16 protein-coding genes are annotated in these 18,879 nt (G+C 72.8%); 1 reads left to right on the forward strand and 15 read right to left on the reverse strand.

Annotated elements, in window-relative coordinates; genetic code table 11:
• Positions 1–75: 75 nt before the first annotated feature.
• The 3 genes from ACFWVC_RS03670 to def form a co-directional block, all read right to left on the reverse strand.
• Positions 76–1,569 (reverse strand): RsmB/NOP family class I SAM-dependent RNA methyltransferase, encoded by a 1,494-nt coding sequence (locus tag ACFWVC_RS03670; protein ID WP_384275993.1) that lies wholly within the window; start codon positions 1,567–1,569, stop codon positions 76–78.
• Positions 1,570–1,645: 76 nt separating this feature from the next.
• Positions 1,646–2,578: a methionyl-tRNA formyltransferase gene (fmt, locus tag ACFWVC_RS03675; RefSeq protein WP_384276002.1), complete on the reverse strand. Its 933-nt coding sequence runs from the start codon at positions 2,576–2,578 to the stop codon at positions 1,646–1,648.
• Between the two features lie 47 nt (positions 2,579–2,625).
• A complete protein-coding gene (def, locus tag ACFWVC_RS03680; RefSeq protein ID WP_384276009.1) occupies positions 2,626–3,171 on the reverse strand; it encodes a peptide deformylase in 546 nt (181 codons plus the stop codon).
• A gap of 189 nt (positions 3,172–3,360) precedes the next feature.
• Here def and ACFWVC_RS03685 point away from each other — a divergent pair, with 189 nt between their 5' ends.
• The gene (locus ACFWVC_RS03685) at positions 3,361–3,873 is read left to right on the forward strand and encodes a hypothetical protein (RefSeq protein WP_384276016.1); all 513 of its coding nucleotides are present in this window, start codon (positions 3,361–3,363) and stop codon (positions 3,871–3,873) included.
• A 94-nt stretch (positions 3,874–3,967) separates the two neighbouring features.
• On the opposite strand, the gene ACFWVC_RS03690 is transcribed toward ACFWVC_RS03685, so the two are convergent.
• The 12 genes from ACFWVC_RS03690 to ACFWVC_RS03745 form a co-directional block, all read right to left on the reverse strand.
• Positions 3,968–6,112 (reverse strand): primosomal protein N', encoded by a 2,145-nt coding sequence (locus ACFWVC_RS03690; RefSeq protein WP_384276019.1) that lies wholly within the window; start codon positions 6,110–6,112, stop codon positions 3,968–3,970.
• Between the two features lie 148 nt (positions 6,113–6,260).
• Entirely contained in the window at positions 6,261–7,469 is a 1,209-nt protein-coding gene (gene metK / locus ACFWVC_RS03695; protein ID WP_384276022.1) for a methionine adenosyltransferase, read from the reverse strand.
• A 223-nt stretch (positions 7,470–7,692) separates the two neighbouring features.
• Positions 7,693–8,901, reverse strand: coding sequence for a bifunctional phosphopantothenoylcysteine decarboxylase/phosphopantothenate--cysteine ligase CoaBC (coaBC, locus tag ACFWVC_RS03700; protein ID WP_384276025.1), 1,209 nt, complete (start codon positions 8,899–8,901; stop codon positions 7,693–7,695).
• A 102-nt stretch (positions 8,902–9,003) separates the two neighbouring features.
• Positions 9,004–9,276, reverse strand: a complete 273-nt coding sequence (gene rpoZ / locus ACFWVC_RS03705; protein ID WP_005319902.1) for a DNA-directed RNA polymerase subunit omega — start codon at positions 9,274–9,276, stop codon at positions 9,004–9,006.
• Positions 9,277–9,402: 126 nt separating this feature from the next.
• Positions 9,403–9,960 (reverse strand): guanylate kinase, encoded by a 558-nt coding sequence (gene gmk / locus ACFWVC_RS03710; protein ID WP_384276033.1) that lies wholly within the window; start codon positions 9,958–9,960, stop codon positions 9,403–9,405.
• A 38-nt stretch (positions 9,961–9,998) separates the two neighbouring features.
• Positions 9,999–10,322, reverse strand: coding sequence for an integration host factor (locus ACFWVC_RS03715; protein WP_089227789.1), 324 nt, complete (start codon positions 10,320–10,322; stop codon positions 9,999–10,001).
• A 224-nt stretch (positions 10,323–10,546) separates the two neighbouring features.
• The gene (gene pyrF, locus ACFWVC_RS03720; protein ID WP_384276044.1) at positions 10,547–11,380 is read right to left on the reverse strand and encodes an orotidine-5'-phosphate decarboxylase; all 834 of its coding nucleotides are present in this window, start codon (positions 11,378–11,380) and stop codon (positions 10,547–10,549) included.
• A complete protein-coding gene (locus ACFWVC_RS03725; RefSeq protein WP_384276052.1) occupies positions 11,380–12,492 on the reverse strand; it encodes a quinone-dependent dihydroorotate dehydrogenase in 1,113 nt (370 codons plus the stop codon). Before ACFWVC_RS03725 ends, pyrF begins: the two co-directional genes overlap by 1 nt.
• Positions 12,493–12,571: 79 nt before the next feature.
• Complete coding sequence (gene carB, locus ACFWVC_RS03730; RefSeq protein ID WP_384276062.1) at positions 12,572–15,883, reverse strand: carbamoyl-phosphate synthase large subunit; 3,312 nt, start codon at positions 15,881–15,883, stop codon at positions 12,572–12,574.
• Positions 15,876–17,015 (reverse strand): glutamine-hydrolyzing carbamoyl-phosphate synthase small subunit, encoded by a 1,140-nt coding sequence (gene carA / locus ACFWVC_RS03735; protein WP_384276069.1) that lies wholly within the window; start codon positions 17,013–17,015, stop codon positions 15,876–15,878. Before carA ends, carB begins: the two co-directional genes overlap by 8 nt.
• Positions 17,012–17,584, reverse strand: a complete 573-nt coding sequence (locus tag ACFWVC_RS03740; protein ID WP_384276074.1) for a hypothetical protein — start codon at positions 17,582–17,584, stop codon at positions 17,012–17,014. The genes carA and ACFWVC_RS03740 overlap by 4 nt, the downstream gene beginning before the upstream one ends.
• Positions 17,581–18,879: a dihydroorotase gene (locus ACFWVC_RS03745; protein ID WP_384276081.1), complete on the reverse strand. Its 1,299-nt coding sequence runs from the start codon at positions 18,877–18,879 to the stop codon at positions 17,581–17,583. The genes ACFWVC_RS03740 and ACFWVC_RS03745 overlap by 4 nt, the downstream gene beginning before the upstream one ends.

Genomic DNA, 18,879 nt, shown 5'->3' on the forward strand with positions numbered 1-18,879 from the left:
CCAACTCTCTCATCAAGGACATTTCGACCAGGCCCAGTCTAGGAGCGCGGCACCCGGCAGGCACGTTCCCCGTGGTCAGCCGGTGCGTCGCAGCAGCGCCAGGTACATCGCGTCCGTGCCGTGCAGGTGCGGCCACAGCTGGACGTCGGGGCCGTCCCCGAGGTCCGCCACGCCGGGCATCAGCGGCCGGGCGTCGACCCACTCGACGGCGACGGCGCCGGGGGCGCCCAGCACGTCCTCGACGACGGCCCGGGTCTCCGCCGGGTGCGGCGAGCAGGTGGCATAGCCGACCACGCCGCCGACGCGCACCGCGCGCAGCGCCGACTCCAGCAGCCCCCGCTGCAACGGCGCGAAGCCCGCCAGGTCCTCGGCGCGGCGCCGCCAGCGGGCCTCCGGCCTGCGGCGCAGGGCGCCCAGGCCCGTGCAGGGCACATCGACCAGGACGCGGTCAAAGGCTCCCGGCCGCCACGCCGGGCGGGTGCCGTCGGCGACGATCACCCCGTACGGGCCCGGGTTGCCGGCCAGGGTGCGGGCGACGAGGCGGGCGCGGTGCGGCTGCTTCTCCGAGGCCACCAGGGCCGCCCCGCGCTGCGCGGCGAGCGCGGCCAGCAGTGCCGCCTTGCCGCCGGGCCCCGCGCAGCCGTCCAGCCACAGCCGGTCCGGCCCGTCCCCGAGCGGCGCCGCGGCAAGTGCGGCCGCGACGAGCTGGCTGCCCTCGTCCTGCACGCCGGCTCGGCCCTCGCGCACCGCCTCGACGGCCGCCGGGTCGCCGCCCTCGGCGAGACGGACGGCGTACGGCGACCAGCGGCCCGGCACGGTGGCGTCCTGGGGCAGCGCGTCGGCCAGTTCCTGCGGGGTGACGCGGCCCGGCCGCGCGACCAGCGTGACCTCGGGCCGCTCGTTGTCGGCCGCGAGCAGTTCCTCCATGCCGGCGCGGCCCCCGCCGAGGGCGTCCCACAGGGCGGAGACGATCCACCGCGGGTGCGAGTGGACGACGGCGAGATGGTCCTCCGGGTCCTCGTCGTAGGGCGGGGCGACCTCGTCCAGCCACGCGTCCAGGTCCTGCGCGGCGATGCGGCGCAGCACGGCGTTGACGAACTTCGACCGTCCGTCGCCCAGCACGACCCGGGCCAGCTCCACGGTCGCGGAGACGGCGGCGTGCGTCGGGATGCGCGTGCCCAGCAGCTGGTGGGCGCCGAGGGAGAGCACGTCCAGCACCGGCGGGTCCACCTCGCGCAGCGGGCGGTCGACGCAGGCCGCGATCACGGCGTCGTAGGTGCCCCGGCGGCGCAGCGTGCCGTAGACCAGTTCGGTGGCCAGCGCGGCGTCCCGCCGGTCGAACTCCCTGCCCTTGCGCACCGCCTCGGCCTCGGCCTCGCGCAGCAGCGAGGGCAGGACGAGGTTCGCGTACGCGTCCCGCTCGTCGACGGCCCGCAGTGCCTCGAAGGCCAGGATGCGCACGGGGTCGCGCTGCGGCTTGCGGTAGGGCCGGCCGCCCTGCGGCGGCCCGCCCTGCGAGCGGCCCTGGCGGGCGGCGGGCTGGGATCGGCGGCGTGACGGTTCGCTCACGTGAAAGGTGCTCCGGGAGGGTCGGTGGTACGGCGGGGCGTCGTGCCCCGGTTCCGAGCGTACGTGGGACGCGCGGCTACGCGCCCAGCCGCTCCCCTGAGGGAACGCGGACACCGCGCGCCCAGTCTGCGGCGGCCATCGGCTTCTTGCCCTGGGGGCCCACCTCGCCGAGCTGCACGGCATGGCTTCCGGTGCCGACGAACACGGCCCGTTTGGTGACCTCCAGCTCGCCGGGGGCGAGGTCGGTGCGCTCCGGGAGGAGGGTCACGGGGCCGATCTTCATCCGCTCGCCGCCGAAGAGGGTCCAGGCGCCCGGGGCAGGGGTGCAGCCGCGGACCAGGCGGTCCACGCGCAGGGCGGGGGCCTTCCAGTCGATCCGGGCGTCCTCGACGGTGATCTTGGGTGCCGTCGTGATCCCGTCCGCGGGCTGCGGGCGGGCGACCAGCGAACCGTCCTCGATGCCGTCCATGGTGGCCGTCAGCAGCTTCGCGCCGCTGTGGGCGAGCCGGGTGAGCAGGTCGCCGCTGGTGTCCCGGGACCGCACGTCCTCGGTGACGACGCCGTAGACCGGACCGGAGTCCAGTCCCTCCTCGATGAGGAAGGTCGAGGCGCCGGTGACCTCGTCCCCGGCCATCACCGCGTGCTGGACGGGCGCCGCGCCGCGCCAGGCGGGCAGCAGGGAGAAGTGCAGGTTGACCCACCCGTGGGCAGGCACGTCGAGGGCGACGCGGGGCAGCAGGGCGCCGTAGGCGACGACCGGGCAGCAGTCGGGCGCGATCTCGCGGAGCCGCGCCAGGAAGTCCTCGTCACGGGGCCGCACGGGCTTGAGCACCTCGATCCCGGCCTCCTCCGCCCGCTGGGCCACCGGGCTGGCGACGAGCTTGCGCCCGCGGCCCGCGACGGCGTCGGGCCGCGTGACGACGGCGGCGACCTCGTGCCGGCCGGAGGCGATCAGGGCGTCGAGAGCGGGGACGGCGACCTCGGGGGTGCCGGCGAAGACGAGCCTCATGCGGGTGCGGTGCCTTTCTACAGAACGCGGCTGTACAGAACGCGGCTCTACAGAGCGCGGCCGAAGGTGCTGTGCGGCGAGACGCGGACCTGGGGCTCGGGCTGCCCGGCCCACTCCGCCTCCCGTATCGCCTTCATGGCGGCCTTGCGCTGCTCGGCGTCGAGCCGGTCGATGAAGATGATCCCGTCGAGGTGGTCGGTCTCGTGCTGGATGCAGCGGGCGAGCAACTGGGTGCCCTCGATGGTCACCGGGTCGCCGTGCATGTTGAAGCCCTTGGCGACGACACCGTGGGCGCGCCTGGTGTCGAAGCGCAGTCCGGGCAGGGACAGGCAGCCCTCGGGGCCGTCCTGTTCCTCGTCGCTCAGGCGCAGGTCGGGGTTGACCAGGTGGCCGATCTCGCCGTCGACGTGGTAGGTGAACACCCGCAGAGACACGCCGATCTGAGGGGCCGCCAGGCCGGCGCCGGGAGCGTCGCGCATCGTCTCCTCGAGGTCCTTGACGAGGGTGCGCAGCTCTTTGTCGAACACGGTCACCGGCTGCGCCTTCATGCGCAGCACGGGGTCGCCGAAGAGGCGGATCGGCTGGATGGACACGCGGCGGGCTCCGGGGTGGACGGCGGGTGGGCAACCGCACCAGTCTATGGGCCGACGGGGTGGGGGCGCGCACAGCTTCACGCGCCCCCTGGCGAGCTGGATGCGCCCCTTCTGCGTGACTCCCCGGGCGGCTGGCGCGTTGATGTCAAAGGAGATTGACTCACACGAGCCGGCTCGAGAGGCCAGTTGATGCCCGAACACGCAACTCACGACGCCCAGGCCAGGGCGAGCCTTCACCTGCTGGTGCGGGACATCGAGCGGGTCCGCCGACAGGTCGACGCGCTGCGCACCCTCACCACCCAGCTGGGCAATGTCTACCGTCCCCGGCGCAGCGGCCCGTCCGCCGGATTCGTCGTCTACGGCCGGGCGCCCGCCCCCACCGTACGGCTCGCCCAGGAGCTGCGGGACAGCGTCGAGACCCTGGTGACCGCGGCCGTGGAGTTCGACCGCTCCCTGGGCTTCTCCTGGGACGCCGTCGGCTCCGCGCTGGGCGTCACCAAGCAGGCCGTCCACCGTCGCTACGGCACCCGGCGGCCGGCCGCCGCCGCGTCCGCGGAGGCGCACAGCGAACCCGCCGCCTCCCCCGCACCGGCCGTCGCCTCGGTCCCCGCACCGACCGTCCCCGCGGCCCGGGCCATGCCCGCTGCCGCGCCCCGCGACGAAGGGCTCCCGGGCGCGGTCCCCGCTCCTCGTACCGGCTGACTCCGCCCAACCCCCTCCCGCCCCGCCGCCCACCGCGCCGCCACAGGCCGGACGCCGGGGCGGGCGCGTTCCGGGGTCCTCGAAGGTTCGGCCCTCAGCCGATGTCGGGCGGGTCGATGCGCACCCGCACCGGGTCGGCCTCCTTGCGGGCGATGCGCGCGGTCTGCGCGGCCTTGAGCGCGGCGGCGAGCGCGGCCCCGTTTCCCGGACGTACGCGCAGCAGCACGCGGTCCCAGCGTTCGCCCGGCGGGGTGTCACCGCTGCGGCGCGGGCGCGCGGGGTCGACGACGGGCAGTGGCACGGGCCCCAGGATGTCGGTGCCCTCCGGGAGGCGGACGGTGTCCAGCAGGTCGGCGACGGCAGCCGGGCGCCCGCTCACCGACGCCATCCGGGAGACCGGTGGGAAGCCCAGTTCGGCACGCTCGGCCAGCTCGCGCACGGCATGACCGACCGGGTCCCAGCGCACGAGGGCCTGCACCGGACGGAGCGTCGGCTCCGCCATGACCACGACGGTGCCGCCCTCGCCGGCCGGACGCACCAGGGCGGCGGCGTGGGCCCAGCGGCGCAGGGTCTCCTCCCCCGCGCGCAGATCCGGCCGGTTGAGCAGGGCCCAGCCGTCGAGGAGCAGCGCGGCCGCGTAACCGCCGTCGGCGACCGGCTCGGCTCCGGGCGTCGAGATCACCAGCGAGGGTGTCTCCGGCACCGAGGCCAGGACGCCGTCGCGGCCCGAGGTCCGTACGGGCACCTTGGGAAAGGCGCGGCCGAGTTCGTCGGCGGTGCGGCGGACGCCGACCACCTGGGCGCGCAACCGGAAGCCTCCGCACTCCTTGCAGTGCCACGCCGCCTCGGGCCGTCCGCACCAGCCGCAGTGGGGCGCGCTGTCGCCGTCGCCGAGCTGGAGCGGTCCGGCGCACTGCGCGCAGCGCGCGGGCTCCCGGCACCGCTCACAGGCCAGACGGGGCACATAGCCGCGCCGTGGCACCTGCACGAGCACCGGCCCGTGCCCGAGCGCCTCGCGGGTGACCTGCCAGGCCACACTCGGCAGGCGCGCGACGCGCGCCGCGGCGTCCCGTGCCTCGTCGCCCTCGCCGACGGTGCGCACCAGCGGCGCCGCGGCCCGGACGCGTTCGCGTGTCGCCGTGATGGGCAACGCCCACTGGCTGTCGACGAGTTGGGCACCCTCGACGGTGCAGGTGAGGCCGCCCAGCAGGAATCCGGCCGCTTCCTCGGTGGCGCGCAGCAGCAGGACGTCGCGGGCGTGCGGCTGCGGCGCGTGCGGTTCGGCGTGACTGGAGTCGCCGTCGTCCCACAGCACGGTCAGTCCGAGGTCCGCCACCGGCGCGAACATGGCGGCGCGGGTGCCCACGACGGCGCGGACGCTGCCCCGGCTCACCGCGAGCCAGCGGCGGTAGCGCTCCTCGGGCCCGGCGTCCGCGGTGAGCAGCACATGGTGCCCCTCGCCGAGCAGCGCGGTCAGCGCGGTGTCGATCCTGGCGGCCGCCCGGCCGTCCGGGACGACCGCGAGCGCCCCGCGCCCGGAGGCCAGGGTCGCGGCCATGGCGCGGGCGATCTCCTCCGGCCAGGCCGGTCCCGGCAGTGCCGTCCACACCGCCCGCGGGGTGTCACCGCGGGCCAGGGCCTGCAGGAACGCGGGGCCGGTGGCGTACCGCCGCCACGGTCCGGGTTCCACCGGCGCGGGGGCGGGCAGCGGCTCGCGGAGCGGTTCGGCCTCGGCCTTCGCCCGCCGCGGGGGGACCGCGAGCTGGACGACGTCGGCGAGCGCTCCGGCGTAGCGGTCGGCGACCGCCCGGCACAGCCCCAGCAGCGCGGGGGTCAGCACCTCCTCCGGCGACAGCACCTGGGCGAGCGGCGCGAGCGGCCCCCGGTAGTCGCTCTCGGCCAGCCGGTCGACGATGAAACCGTCGTGCAGCTCCCCGCCCTCCCGGCGGCCCTTCACCACACGCGCGCCGAAGCGGACGCGGACCCGGACGCCCGGCCGGGCCTCGGCGTCCATCGCGGCGGGTACGGCGTAGTCGAAGTACTGGTCGAGGTGGAGCAGCCCCTTGTCGACCAGGACGCGGGCCACCGGCAGCCCGTCGGCCAGCGCGGCCCCCCGCCAGGTGCGCGGCTTGGCCCGGGGCTCCTTGGCCTTGCGCACCGTCTCCCGGATGAGCGCGAGCTGCTCTCCCCCCTGCGGCCCGTCCGCGGGGGGTGTGTCGTGGTGGTCCTCGCTGCTCACAGCCTCAGTGTTACCAGACGGCTCGGACAGCGTGCCGCCCCCGGCGGCGGCCACCGGGGTCAGCAGGGCACCGGGGCGGGGACGAGAACAGGGACGGCCCCGGACCGTGCGGTCCGGAGCCGTCCCCGATGTCCTGTGCGATGCGGTCCTACAGGCCGACCGTCTCGCGCAGCGCCTCGACGCGGTCGGTGCGCTCCCAGGTGAAGTCCGGGAGGGCGCGGCCGAAGTGCCCGTACGCCGCGGTCTGGGAGTAGATCGGGCGGAGCAGGTCGAGGTCGCGGATGATCGCGGCGGGGCGCAGGTCGAAGACCTGGCCGATGGCCTGCTCGATCCGCTCGGGGTCGACCGTGTGGGTGCCGAAGGTCTCGACGAAGAGACCGACGGGCTCCGCCTTGCCGATCGCGTACGCGACCTGGACCTCGCAACGCGAGGCGAGGCCGGCGGCGACCACGTTCTTGGCGACCCAGCGCATCGCGTAGGCGGCGCTGCGGTCGACCTTGGACGGGTCCTTGCCGGAGAAGGCGCCACCACCGTGGCGGGCCATGCCGCCGTAGGTGTCGATGATGATCTTGCGACCGGTGAGGCCGGCATCGCCCATCGGGCCGCCGATCTCGAAACGCCCGGTCGGGTTCACCAGCAGGCGGTAGCCCTCGGTGTCGATCTTGATGCCGTCGTCCAGGAGCGCCCTGAGCTCCGGCTCCACGACGAACTCGCGGATGTCGGGCGCGAGCAGCGAGTCCAGGTCGATGTCGCTGGCGTGCTGGGAGGAGACCACGACGGTGTCCAGGCGCACGGCCTTGTCGCCGTTGTACTCGATGGTGACCTGGGTCTTGCCGTCGGGGCGCAGGTACGGGATGGTCCCGTTCTTGCGAACCTCGGTCAGGCGCCGGGAGAGACGGTGCGCGAGCGTGATCGGGAGCGGCATCAGCTCGGGGGTCTCGTCGCAGGCGTAGCCGAACATCAGGCCCTGGTCGCCGGCGCCCTGCTTGTCCAGCTCGTCCTCATCGCCCTCGACGCGGCTCTCGTACGCCGTGTCGACACCTTGCGCGATGTCCGGGGACTGCGCGCCGATGGACACCGAGACACCGCAGGAGGCGCCGTCGAAGCCCTTCTTCGAGGAGTCGTAGCCGATGTCGAGGATCTTGTTGCGCACCAGGGTCGCGATGTCCGCGTAGCCCTTGGTGGTGACCTCTCCGGCGACGTGCACCAGGCCGGTGGTGATCAACGTCTCGACGGCGACGCGGGAGGTGGGGTCCTCCTTGAGCAGGGCGTCGAGGATCGTGTCGCTGATCTGGTCAGCGATCTTGTCGGGGTGGCCCTCGGTGACGGACTCGGAGGTGAACAGGCGGCGGGACACATCGCTCCCTGGGGTTGCAGCGGCTGCTGGCTGATCATGGGTGGCTCGCGCGGGGCTGCGCCCGGCAAGCCAGGGGTCAGTTTATCGTTCGTATCACGAAGACGGACACGGCATCTCGTACGTTGGGAACGCCGTGACCTGCAACACTGTCCAGCACCCTGGGCCCGAACGCCAGTAGCGCGCTCGCACGACACGGAGTGTCGCAGCCCGACCGGGGCGATGATCAGGCAAGACGTCCGACGACCAGGTCCCAGACCTGTTCGGCCAGGGCCTCCTTGGGGCCGTGCGGCACCGGGGTCTGGCTGCCGTCGGCGCCGAGGATCACGGCCTCGTTCTCCTCGGTCCCGAAGGCCTTGTGGTCGCCTACCTCGTTGACGACCAACAGGTCGCAGCCCTTGCGGGCGAGCTTGGCGCGACCGTTGGCCAGCACGTCGTCGGTCTCGGCGGCGAAGCCCACGACGACCTGCTCGGGGTTGGGCCGTCCGGCGGAGAGCTCGGCGAGGACGTCGGGGTTGCGCACCAGCTCAAGGGGTGCGGGCTCCTCGCCGTCCTTCTTCTTGATCTTGCCCTCCGCGTAGCGGGCCGGGCGGAAGTCGGCGACGGCCGCCGCCATGACCACCGCGTCGGCGTCGGCGGCGGCCTTCAGGACTGCCTCGCGCAGCTGCACGGCGGTGCCCACCCGGACGACGTCGACGCCGGCCGGGTCCGCGAGCGCGGTGTTGGCGGCGACCAGGGTGACCCGGGCCCCCCGGGCGACGGCGGTGCGGGCCAGGGCGTAGCCCTGCTTGCCCGAGGAGCGGTTGCCCAGGTACCGGACGGGATCCAGCGGCTCGCGGGTACCACCGGCGCTGACCACGACGTGGCGTCCGGCCAGGTCGGCCTCCAGGGCGCGCGGGCCCCGCAGCAGCACCCGGCGGCAGACCTCGAAGATCTCGGCGGGGTCGGGCAGCCGGCCCTTGCCCGTGTCGACGCCGGTGAGCCGGCCGACGGCGGGCTCGATCACGATCGCGCCGCGTCGGCGGAGCGTGGCCACGTTCTCCTGGGTGGCCGGGTGCTCCCACATCTCGGTGTGCATCGCGGGCGCGAACACCACCGGGCAGCGCGCGGTCAGCAGCGTGTTCGTCAGCAGGTCGTCGGCGAGCCCGTGGGCCGCCTTGGCCAGCACGTCGGCGGTGGCGGGGGCGACCACGACCAGATCGGCGCCCTGCCCGATGCGCACATGCGGCACCTCGTGGACGGACTCCCAGACCTCCGTCGAGACGGGGTTGCCGGACAGCGCGGACCAGGTGGCCTCGCCGACGAAGTGCAGGGCCGAGGCGGTGGGCACGACCCGCACCTGGTGGCCGGACTCGGTGAACCGGCGCAGCAGCTCGCACGCCTTGTAGGCGGCGATCCCGCCGCTCACGCCCAGGACGACCTGTGGCTTCCCCATCGTCTCTCCCGCGCTGTGTGGACCCGTGTGCGTACCCGCCCATGACACACCACGGGCCCGGCGGCTCGGCCGCCGGGCCCCCTGATGCATGCCTGGGTCGTGCTACTGAGCCGGGCCCTCGATGGCCTCGGAGGTCAGCAGACCCGCGTTGATCTCGCGCAGCGCGATCGACAGCGGCTTCTCGTGCACGTGGGTGTCCACGAGGGGGCCGACGTACTCGAGCAGGCCTTCGCCCAGCTGCGAGTAGTACGCGTTGATCTGACGGGCGCGCTTGGCCGCGTAGATCACGAGGCTGTACTTCGAGTCAGTGGCCTCGAGCAGCTCGTCGATCGGCGGGTTGATGATGCCCTCGGGCGCGGTGATGGAAGAGGACACGCTCTACCTTCCGATTGGATGGACTGGATGAACCTGGATCAACATCGACGACCTGCTGTGCTCCGGGCGGGTCCGCGGGCCGCATTTGGTCGGCTCCCGGGCTCGTCCGGAAAAGACCACAAAAGATCAGTCTACGGTCATCAAGGCTAGCAGCTCGCGAGCCACGTCCTCGACGGACGTGTTGACCAGGGTGGTGTCGAACTCCGTCTCGGCCGCCAGCTCGATCCGGGCGGCCTCCAGACGGCGCTCGATGACCTCGGGCGGTTCGGTGCCGCGACCGGTGAGCCGGCGGACCAGCTCGTCCCAGCTCGGCGGCGCGAGGAAGATCAGCTGGGCGTCGGGCATCGACTCCCGGACCTGGCGCGCGCCCTGGAGGTCGATCTCCAGCAGGACCGGTTCGCCGGCGTCCAGCCGCTGCAGGACGGCCTGGCGCGGGGTGCCGTACCGGTTGCCGGCGAATTCGGCCCACTCCAGCAGTTCGCCGTTGGCGACGAGCTTGTCGAACTCGTCGCCGTCGGCGAAGAAGTAGTGCACCCCGTGCTCCTCCCCGGGCCGCGGCCTGCGGGTGGTGGCCGAGACCGAGAGCCAGACCTCGGGGTGGACTGTGCGCATATGAGCGACGACCGTGCTCTTGCCGACCCCCGAGGGGCCGGAGAGCACGGTCAGCCGCGGACGTTCACTCATGGAGCGATTATCCCGGTTCCCGGAGGGTGCTGGGAACGTCAGACAGCGGGGCTGCCGAACTCGCGCTCCAGGGACGCGATCTGGTTGGAACCGAGCCCACGGACCCGGCGGCTCTCGGAGATGCCGAGCCGCTCCATGATCTGCTTGGCGCGGACCTTGCCCACGCCGGGCAGGGACTCCAGGAGGGCGGAGACCTTCATCTTGCCGATGACGTCGTTCTCCTGGCCCTGCTTGATGACCTCGTGCAGCGAGGCGCCGGAGTGCTTGAGCCGATTCTTGACCTCGGCGCGCTCCCGGCGAGCCGCGGCGGCCTTCTCGAGCGCGGCAGCGCGCTGTTCAGGGGTAAGGGGCGGAAGAGCCACGCCTACGTCACCTCGGAAGTAGAACTGTCGGATACGGATCGGTGTGGAACCTAGCTGCCCCCCACCTGCAGGGGCAACGTGAAACGCGCACCTTGCGCGCTCTCGTCGGAGACTAGCGGCCCGAACGCTCACAGTCAGCGCAAACAAGAAGAAAAGTCCTGGTCAGCGTCAATCGACCAGGACTTTCCGGACAAATCTGAGCAGGTTTCCGGACGTCTTGACTCCTACTTGACGGCTTCGGCGAGCTGCGCGGCCTCCTGCCGGGCCGCATCACGCAGCGCGGAGACCGACGGCCCGTGCCGCAGAACGCCCCGGCTCACACTGGGTACGACGTTGCGCACCGCGTCGCCGAACACCCTCGGCAGATCCTTGGCCGTGGCCCCCTGGGCGCCGATTCCGGGGGCCAGGAGCGGGCCGTTCACGGCCAGTTCCACACCCGCCCGGTCCAGGGTGGCGCCGACGACCGCGCCGACGGAGCCGAGGGGCGCGGCGCCGGCGTTCTCGGCGGCGATGTGGTCCAGCATCACCTGTGCGAGCGACCTGCCGTCCGGCGCGGTTGACCGCTGCACCTCCGCGCCCTCCGGGTTCGAGGTCAGCGCCAGGACGAAGACCCCGCCGCCGCTCGCGCGCGCCGCGTCCAGGGCCGGGCGCAGCGAGCCGAAGCCCAGGTAGGGGCTGACGGTGACGGCGTCGGAGAAGAGCGGCGACGCCGGGTCGAGGTACGTGGCGGCGTACGCCTCCATGGTGGAGCCGATGTCGCCGCGCTTGGCGTCCATCACCACGAGGGCGCCCGCGGCGCGGGCGTCGGCCACCGCCCGCTCCAGCACGGCGATGCCGCGCGAGCCGAAGCGCTCGAAGAAGGCGCTCTGCGGCTTCAGCACGGCCACCCGGTCGGCGAGGGCCTCCACCACGGTGCGGGTGAAGCGCTCCAGGCCCGCGACGTCGTCGCTCAGGCCCCAGGCGGTGAGCAGGGAGGAGTGCGGGTCGATCCCGACGCAGAGCGGGCCGCGGGTGTCCATGGCGCGGCGCAGGCGTGCGCCGAAGGGCTCGGGGCTCATCACGGGGCGGCTGCCTTCCGGGTGTCGGCGCCGACGGCGTCGGCGAGGGTGGCGTACGGGCCGGCCTTGAGACGTGCCGCCAGGCCACGGTGGATCGTGCGGCACCAGAAGGGGCCCTGGTAGATGAAGGCGCTGTAACCCTGGACCAGGGTCGCCCCGGCCAGGACGCGCTCCCAGACGTCGTCGGCGGTCTCGACGCCGCCGACCCCGACCAGCGTGATCCGGTCGCCGACCCGGGCGTACAGGCGGCGCAGCACCTCCAGGGAGCGTGCCTTGAGCGGGGCGCCGGACAGCCCGCCCGTCTCCTTGACCAGGGGGGAGCCGGAGCGCAGGCCGAGGCCGTCGCGGGCGATGGTGGTGTTGGTGGCGATGATGCCGTCGAGGCCGAGTTCGAGGGCGAGGTCGGCGACGGCGTCAACGTCCTCGTCGGCGAGGTCGGGCGCGATCTTGACGAGCAGCGGGACCCGGCGGCCGGGCACGGTGCGGTCGGCGGCCTCGCGCACGGCGGTGAGCAGCGGCCGCAGGTGGTCGACGGCCTGCAGATTCCGCAGTCCGGGGGTGTTGGGCGACGAGACGTTGACGACGAGGTAGTCGGCGTGCCGGGCAAGCCGCTCCGTGGACGTCACGTAGTCCGCGACCGCTTCCCCCTCGGGGACGACCTTGGTCTTGCCGATGTTGACGCCGACGGTCGTCGGGAAGACCGCCGTGCGGGCGGCCAGGCGCTCGGCCACCGCGGCGGAGCCCTCGTTGTTGAAGCCCATGCGGTTGATCAGCGCCCGGTCCTCGATCAGGCGGAACAGCCGCTGCCGGGGGTTGCCGGGCTGCGGCTGGGCGGTGACGGTGCCGATTTCGACGTGGTCGAAGCCGAGCATGGTCAGCCCGTCGATGCCGACCGCGTTCTTGTCGAAGCCGGCGGCGAGCCCGAAGGGGCCGTGCATCCGGCGGCCGAAGGCCTCGGTGCGCAGCTCCCGGTACCGGGGCGCGAGGAGCGTGGCGACGAAGGTGCGCAGGACGGGCACACGGGCGGCACGGCGGATCCACCCGAAGGCGAGGTGGTGCGCCTGCTCGGGGTCGAGGCGCTTGAAGATCAGGCGGAACAGGAGCGAGTACATGGGGCCCTTCTGCGGCGGGGCGGCGGGTCGAGGGGGCTCATGCCGAGGGGGACACCGCTGCGGTGTCCCCCTCGGTGGCCTACGCCTCGCGGGCGGCGATGAGGCGTTCCGCGTGTTCCTGCAGGGAACGGACCCCGACGTCGCCCCGGGCGAGGGCGTCGAGCCCCTGCACCGCCGCGGCGAGCGCCTGCACGGTGGTCAGGCACGGGACGCCACGGGCCACGGCGGCGGTGCGGATGTCGTAGCCGTCGAGGCGGCCGCCGGTGCCGAACGGGGTGTTGACGATGAGGTCGATCGCGCCGTCGTGGATGAGGTCGACCACCGTCGGCTCGCCGTTCGGGCCGGTGCCCTCGCTCTTCTTGCGGACGACGGTGGCCTCGATGCCGTTGCGCTTGAGCACCTCGGCGGTACCGGAGGTGGCCAGCAGCTCGAAACCGTGCTCCACCAGGGCCCGGGCCGGGAAGATCAGCGCGCGCTTGTCGCGGTTGGCCACCGAGACGAAGGCGCGGCCCTTGGTCGGCAGCGCGCCGTAGGCACCGGCCTGCGACTTGGCGTACGCCGTGCCGAAGACCGAGTCGATGCCCATGACCTCGCCGGTGGAGCGCATCTCCGGGCCGAGGACGGTGTCCACGCCGCGGCCGTGCACATCGCGGAAGCGGCTCCAGGGCAGCACGGCCTCCTTGACGGAGATCGGCGCGTCGAGCGGCAGGGTGCCGCCGTCGCCGTGGGCCGGCAGCAGGCCCTCCGCGCGCAGCTCGGCGACGGTGGCGCCGAGCGAGATGCGAGCGGCGGCCTTGGCCAGCGGCACCGCCGTCGCCTTGGAGGTGAAGGGCACGGTGCGGGAGGCGCGCGGATTGGCCTCCAGCACGTACAGGATGTCCCCGGCCAGGGCGAACTGGATGTTGATCAGACCCTGGACGCCGACGCCCTTGGCGATGGCCTCGGTGGAGGCGCGCAGCCGCTTGATGTCGTGGCCGCCCAGCGTGATCGGGGGCAGGGCGCAGGCGGAGTCGCCGGAGTGGATGCCGGCCTCCTCGATGTGCTCCATGACGCCGCCGAGGTAGAGCTCGTGGCCGTCGTAGAGCGCGTCGACGTCGATCTCGATGGCGTCGTCCAGGAAGCGGTCGACCAGGACGGGGCGGTCCGGGCCGATCTCGGTGGACTCCGCGATGTAGGAGGCGAGGCGGGTCTCGTCGTAGACGATCTCCATGCCGCGGCCGCCGAGCACGTACGAGGGGCGCACCAGGACCGGGTAGCCGATCTCGTCGGCGATGGCCTTGGCCTCCTCGAAGGTGGTGGCCGTGCCGTGCTTGGGGGCCGGCAGGCCGGCCTTCGCCAGGACGCGGCCGAAGGCGCCGCGGTCCTCGGCGAGGTGGATGGCCTCGGGCGAGGTGCCGACGACGGGCACGCCGTTGTCCTTGAGGGCCTGCGCGAGGCCGAGCGGGGTCTGCCCGCCGAGCTGGACGACGACGCCCGCGACGGGGCCGGCCTGCTGCTCGGCGTGGACGATCTCCAGGACGTCCTCCAGGGTGAGCGGCTCGAAGTAGAGCCGGTCGGAGGTGTCGTAGTCGGTGGAGACGGTCTCCGGGTTGCAGTTGACCATGACGGTCTCGTAGCCCGCGTCGTGCAGTGCGAAGGAGGCGTGCACACAGGAGTAGTCGAACTCGATGCCCTGGCCGATGCGGTTCGGGCCGGAGCCGAGGATGATCACGGCGGGCTTCTCGCGCGGCGCGACCTCGGTCTCCTCGTCGTAGGACGAGTAGAAGTACGGGGTGCGGGCGGCGAACTCGGCGGCGCAGGTGTCGACCGTCTTGTAGACCGGGCGGATGCCGAGCGCGTGCCGGACCTCGCGGACGACGTCCTCGCGCAGGCCCCGGACCGCGGCGATCTGCGAGTCGGAGAAGCCGTAGCGCTTGGCCTCGGCCAGCAGCTCGGGGTCGAGCTTGCCGGCGGCCGCCAGCTCGTCGGCGATCTCCTTGATCAGGAAGAGCTGGTCGACGAACCAGGGGTCGATCCTCGTCGCGTCGAAGACCTCCTCCGGCGTCGCACCGGCCCGGATCGCCTGCATGACGGTGTTGATCCGGCCGTCGGTGGGGCGCCCCGCGGTGAGCAGCAGCCCGCCCTTGTCGCCCGGTTCGCCGGTGAAGGCGAACTGGCTGCCCGTCTTCTCCAGCGAGCGCAGCGCCTTCTGCAGCGCCTCGGGGAAGTTGCGGCCGATCGCCATGGCCTCGCCGACCGACTTCATGGTGGTGGTGAGGGTCGAGTCGGCGGCCGGGAACTTCTCGAAGGCGAAGCGCGGCACCTTGACGACGACGTAGTCGAGCGTCGGCTCGAAGGAAGCCGGCGTCTGCTCGGTGATGTCGTTGGGGATCTCGTCGAGGGTGTAGCCGACGGCCAGCTTGGCGGCGATCTTGGCGATCGGGAAGCCGGTCGCCTTGGAGGCGAGCGCGGAGGAGCGGGAGACCCGGGGGTTCATCTCGATGACGATGACCCGACCGTCCTCGGGATCGACCGCGAACTGGATGTTGCAGCCGCCGGTGTCGACGCCGACCTCGCGGATCACGGCGATGCCGATGTCGCGCAGGATCTGGTACTCGCGGTCGGTCAGCGTCATCGCGGGCGCGACCGTGATGGAGTCGCCGGTGTGCACGCCCATGGGGTCGAAGTTCTCGATGGAGCAGACGACCACGACGTTGTCGTGTCTGTCGCGCATGAGCTCCAGCTCGTACTCCTTCCAGCCGAGGATGGACTCCTCCAGGAGCACCTCGGTGGTCGGGGAGAGCGTGAGTCCCTGGCCGGCGATGCGGCGCAGTTCCTCCTCGTCGTGGGCGAAGCCGGAGCCGGCGCCGCCCATGGTGAAGGAGGGGCGGACGACGACCGGGTAGCCGCCGAGCGTGCCGACGCCGGCGATCACCTCGTCCATGGTGTGGCAGATGACCGAGCGGGCGGACTCGCCGTGGCCGATCTTGGCGTGGACGGCACTGACGACGTCCTTGAACAGGTCGCGGTCCTCGCCCTTGTTGATGGCCTCCACATTGGCGCCGATCAGCTCGACGCCGTACTTGTCGAGGACGCCCGCCGTGTGGAGCGAGATCGCGGTGTTGAGCGCGGTCTGGCCGCCCAGGGTGGGCAGCAGCGCGTCGGGGCGCTCCTTGGCGATGATCTTCTCGACGAACTCCGGGGTGATCGGCTCCACATAGGTGGCGTCGGCGATCTCCGGGTCGGTCATGATCGTGGCCGGGTTGGAGTTGACCAGGATCACCCGCAGGCCCTCGGCGCGCAGGACACGGCAGGCCTGGGTGCCGGAGTAGTCGAACTCGGCTGCCTGGCCGATGACGATCGGGCCGGAGCCGATGACCAGGACGGACTGGATATCGGTGCGCTTAGGCACGCTGGCCCTCCATGAGCTTCACGAAGCGGTCGAACAGGTACGCGGCGTCGTGCGGACCTGCGGCTGCCTCGGGGTGGTACTGGACGCTGAAGGCGGGGGTGTCGAGCAGTCGCAGGCCCTCGACCACGTTGTCGTTGAGGCAGACGTGGGAGACCTCGACCCGCCCGTAGGGGGTGTCGGTGACCTGGTCGAGCGGCGCGTCCACGGCGAATCCGTGGTTGTGGGCGGTGACCTCGACCTTTCCGGTGGAACGGTCCTGCACCGGCTGGTTGATGCCGCGGTGGCCGTACTTGAGCTTGTACGTGCCGAAGCCGACGGCCCGGCCGAGCAACTGGTTGCCGAAGCAGATGCCGAACAGCGGGGTCTTCCGCTCCAGGACGCCCTGGATGACGGTCAGGTCGGCGGTGGCCGGGTCGCCCGGGCCGTTGGAGAGGAAGACGCCGTCGGGGCCGGCCGCGTAGACCTCCTCCAGGGAGGCGCCCGCGGGCAGGACGTGCACCTCGATGCCGCGCTCCGCCATGCGCTGCGGCGTCATGCCCTTGATGCCGAGGTCCAGGGCGACGACGGTGAACTTCTTCTCGCCGATCGCCGGGACGACGTACGGCTCCTTGGTGGCGACCTCCGCTGACAGGTCGGCGCCCGTCATCTGCGGGGCGGCCTGCACCTCGGCGAGGAGGGCGGCCTCGTCGGTGTGCGCCTTGTCGCCGGAGAAGATCCCGACGCGCATGGCGCCGCGCTCGCGCAGGTGGCGGGTGAGGGCGCGGGTGTCGATGCCGCTGATGCCGACGACGCCCTGGCGGGTCAGTTCCTCGTCCAGGGTGCGCCGTGCGCGCCAGTTGGAGGACACGCGGGCGGGGTCGCGGACCACGTAGCCGGCCACCCAGATGCGCGAGGACTCCGGGTCCTCGTCATTGACACCGGTGTTGCCCACGTGCGGGGCGGTCATCACGACGACCTGGCGGTGGTACGAGGGGTCGGTCAGCGTCTCCTGGTAGCCGGTCATGCCGGTGGAGAAGACGGCCTCGCCGAAGGTCTCCCCCACGGCCCCGTAGGCACGGCCGCGGAAGGTGCGGCCGTCCTCCAGGACGAGTACGGCAGGGACCCTCGCGGGCCGCTGGGCGGAGGTCGTCATCGTGCGCCTTCCTGGTCGTGCGTAAGGGTGTTCAGGGCCTCGACCCACGCGATGTGCTCATCGGAGTGGTCGGAGCGGAAGCCCGAGTCGATCTCCCGGTCGCCGTGCGCCCAGGTGATCACCAGCAGACCGCCCTCGGTGAGGACCTTGCCCGCGATGCCCTTGTCGAGGCGCGCGCCGCGCAGGGCCCCGGCCGGGATGAAGAAGTCCGGCGCGCCGGTGCGGACGACGTCCACGCCCCGCTCGGTCAAAGTGAGGTCGGCGCGGCTGCGCACGCCCAGGCCGTGGGCGACGATGCGGTCGAGCCACTGCCCGGCGTTGGTGCTGCCGTGGTAGCGGCCACGCATCGACAGCAGGGCCGGCCGGGGCTCACCGGTCTCCTCGGGTGCCACCGGGAGGGCGGGCACGTCGCCCTGGAGGGTGCCGCGCCACCTCCAGCCCTGGCGCATCAGCCAGTAGACGAGGGCGATGAACAGGAGCAGGCCGACGACCCAGCCGATCCGGGCGGACCAGTCGGTGACCTGGGCGGAGTGCTTTCCCTCCGCCGCGATGAGTACCAGAGGTGTCACGAGAGCTTCCCGTCCATGACCGTCGCCTTGCCCCGCAGGAAAGTGGCGAACACCTGGCCCGGCAGCTCCAGACCCTCGTAGGGGGTGTTGCGGCTGCGGGAGGCGAAGCCCGCGGGATTCACCACACCACGGTATGCCGGATCCACCAGCGTCAGGTTGGCGGGCTCACCGACCGAGACGGGCCGTCCGTGACCGGCCAGGCGGCCGATGACGGCGGGCCGGAAGGACATCCGGTCGGCGACGCCGGCCCAGTCCAGCAGCCCGGTGTCGACCATGGCGTGCTGGACGACCGACAGCGCGGTCTCCAGGCCGATCATGCCCATCGCGGCCGCGCCCCACTCGCAGTCCTTGTCCTCGTGCGGGTGCGGGGCGTGGTCGGTGGCCACGCAGTCGATGGTGCCGTCGGCCAGCGCCTCGCGCAGTGCCATGACGTCGGCCTCGGTGCGCAGCGGCGGGTTGACCTTGTAGACGGGGTTGTACGAGCGCACCAGCTCGTCGGTGAGGAGCAGGTGGTGCGGGGTGACCTCGGCGGTGACGTCCCAGCCCTTGGACTTGGCCCAGTGCACGATCTCGACGGAGCCGGCCGTGGACAGGTGGCAGATGTGCACGCGGGAGCCGACGTGGGCGGCGAGCAGCACGTCGCGGGCGATGACCGACTCCTCGGCGACGGCCGGCCAGCCGGTCAGCCCCAGCTCGCCGGAGACGACGCCCTCGTTCATCTGCGCGCCCTCGGTCAGCCGCGGCTCCTGGGCGTGCTGGGCGACCACGCCGTCAAAGGCCTTCACGTACTCCAGGGCGCGGCGCATGATCACCGCGTCGTCCACGCACTTGCCGTCGTCGGAGAAGACCCGCACCCCGGCGGCGGAGTCGGCCATCGCGCCGAGTTCGGCGAGCTTCTTGCCCTCCAGGCCCACGGTGACGGCGCCGACCGGCTGGACGTCGCAGTAGCCGTGCTCGCGGCCGAGGCGCCAGACCTGCTCGACGACGCCCGCGGTGTCGGCGACCGGGAAGGTGTTGGCCATCGCGTGCACGGCCGTGTAGCCGCCGGCCGCGGCGGACCGCGTGCCGGTGAGGACGGTCTCGGAGTCCTCACGGCCGGGCTCGCGCAGATGGGTGTGGAGGTCGACCAGACCCGGCAGGAGGACCTTGCCCGCGGCCTCGACCACGGTGGCGCCCTCGGGGGTGGCCAGGCCCGCGCCGACCGCCGCGATCGTCTCACCGTCGATCAGGACGTCCTGCGGGTCGCCGCCCAGGATCCTCGCGCCGCGGATCAGCGTCCTCGGGGTCGGGCTCAT

The sequence above is a fragment of the Streptomyces sp. NPDC058691 genome (assembly GCF_042714775.1).
In the GTDB taxonomy this organism is placed as follows: domain Bacteria; phylum Actinomycetota; class Actinomycetes; order Streptomycetales; family Streptomycetaceae; genus Actinacidiphila.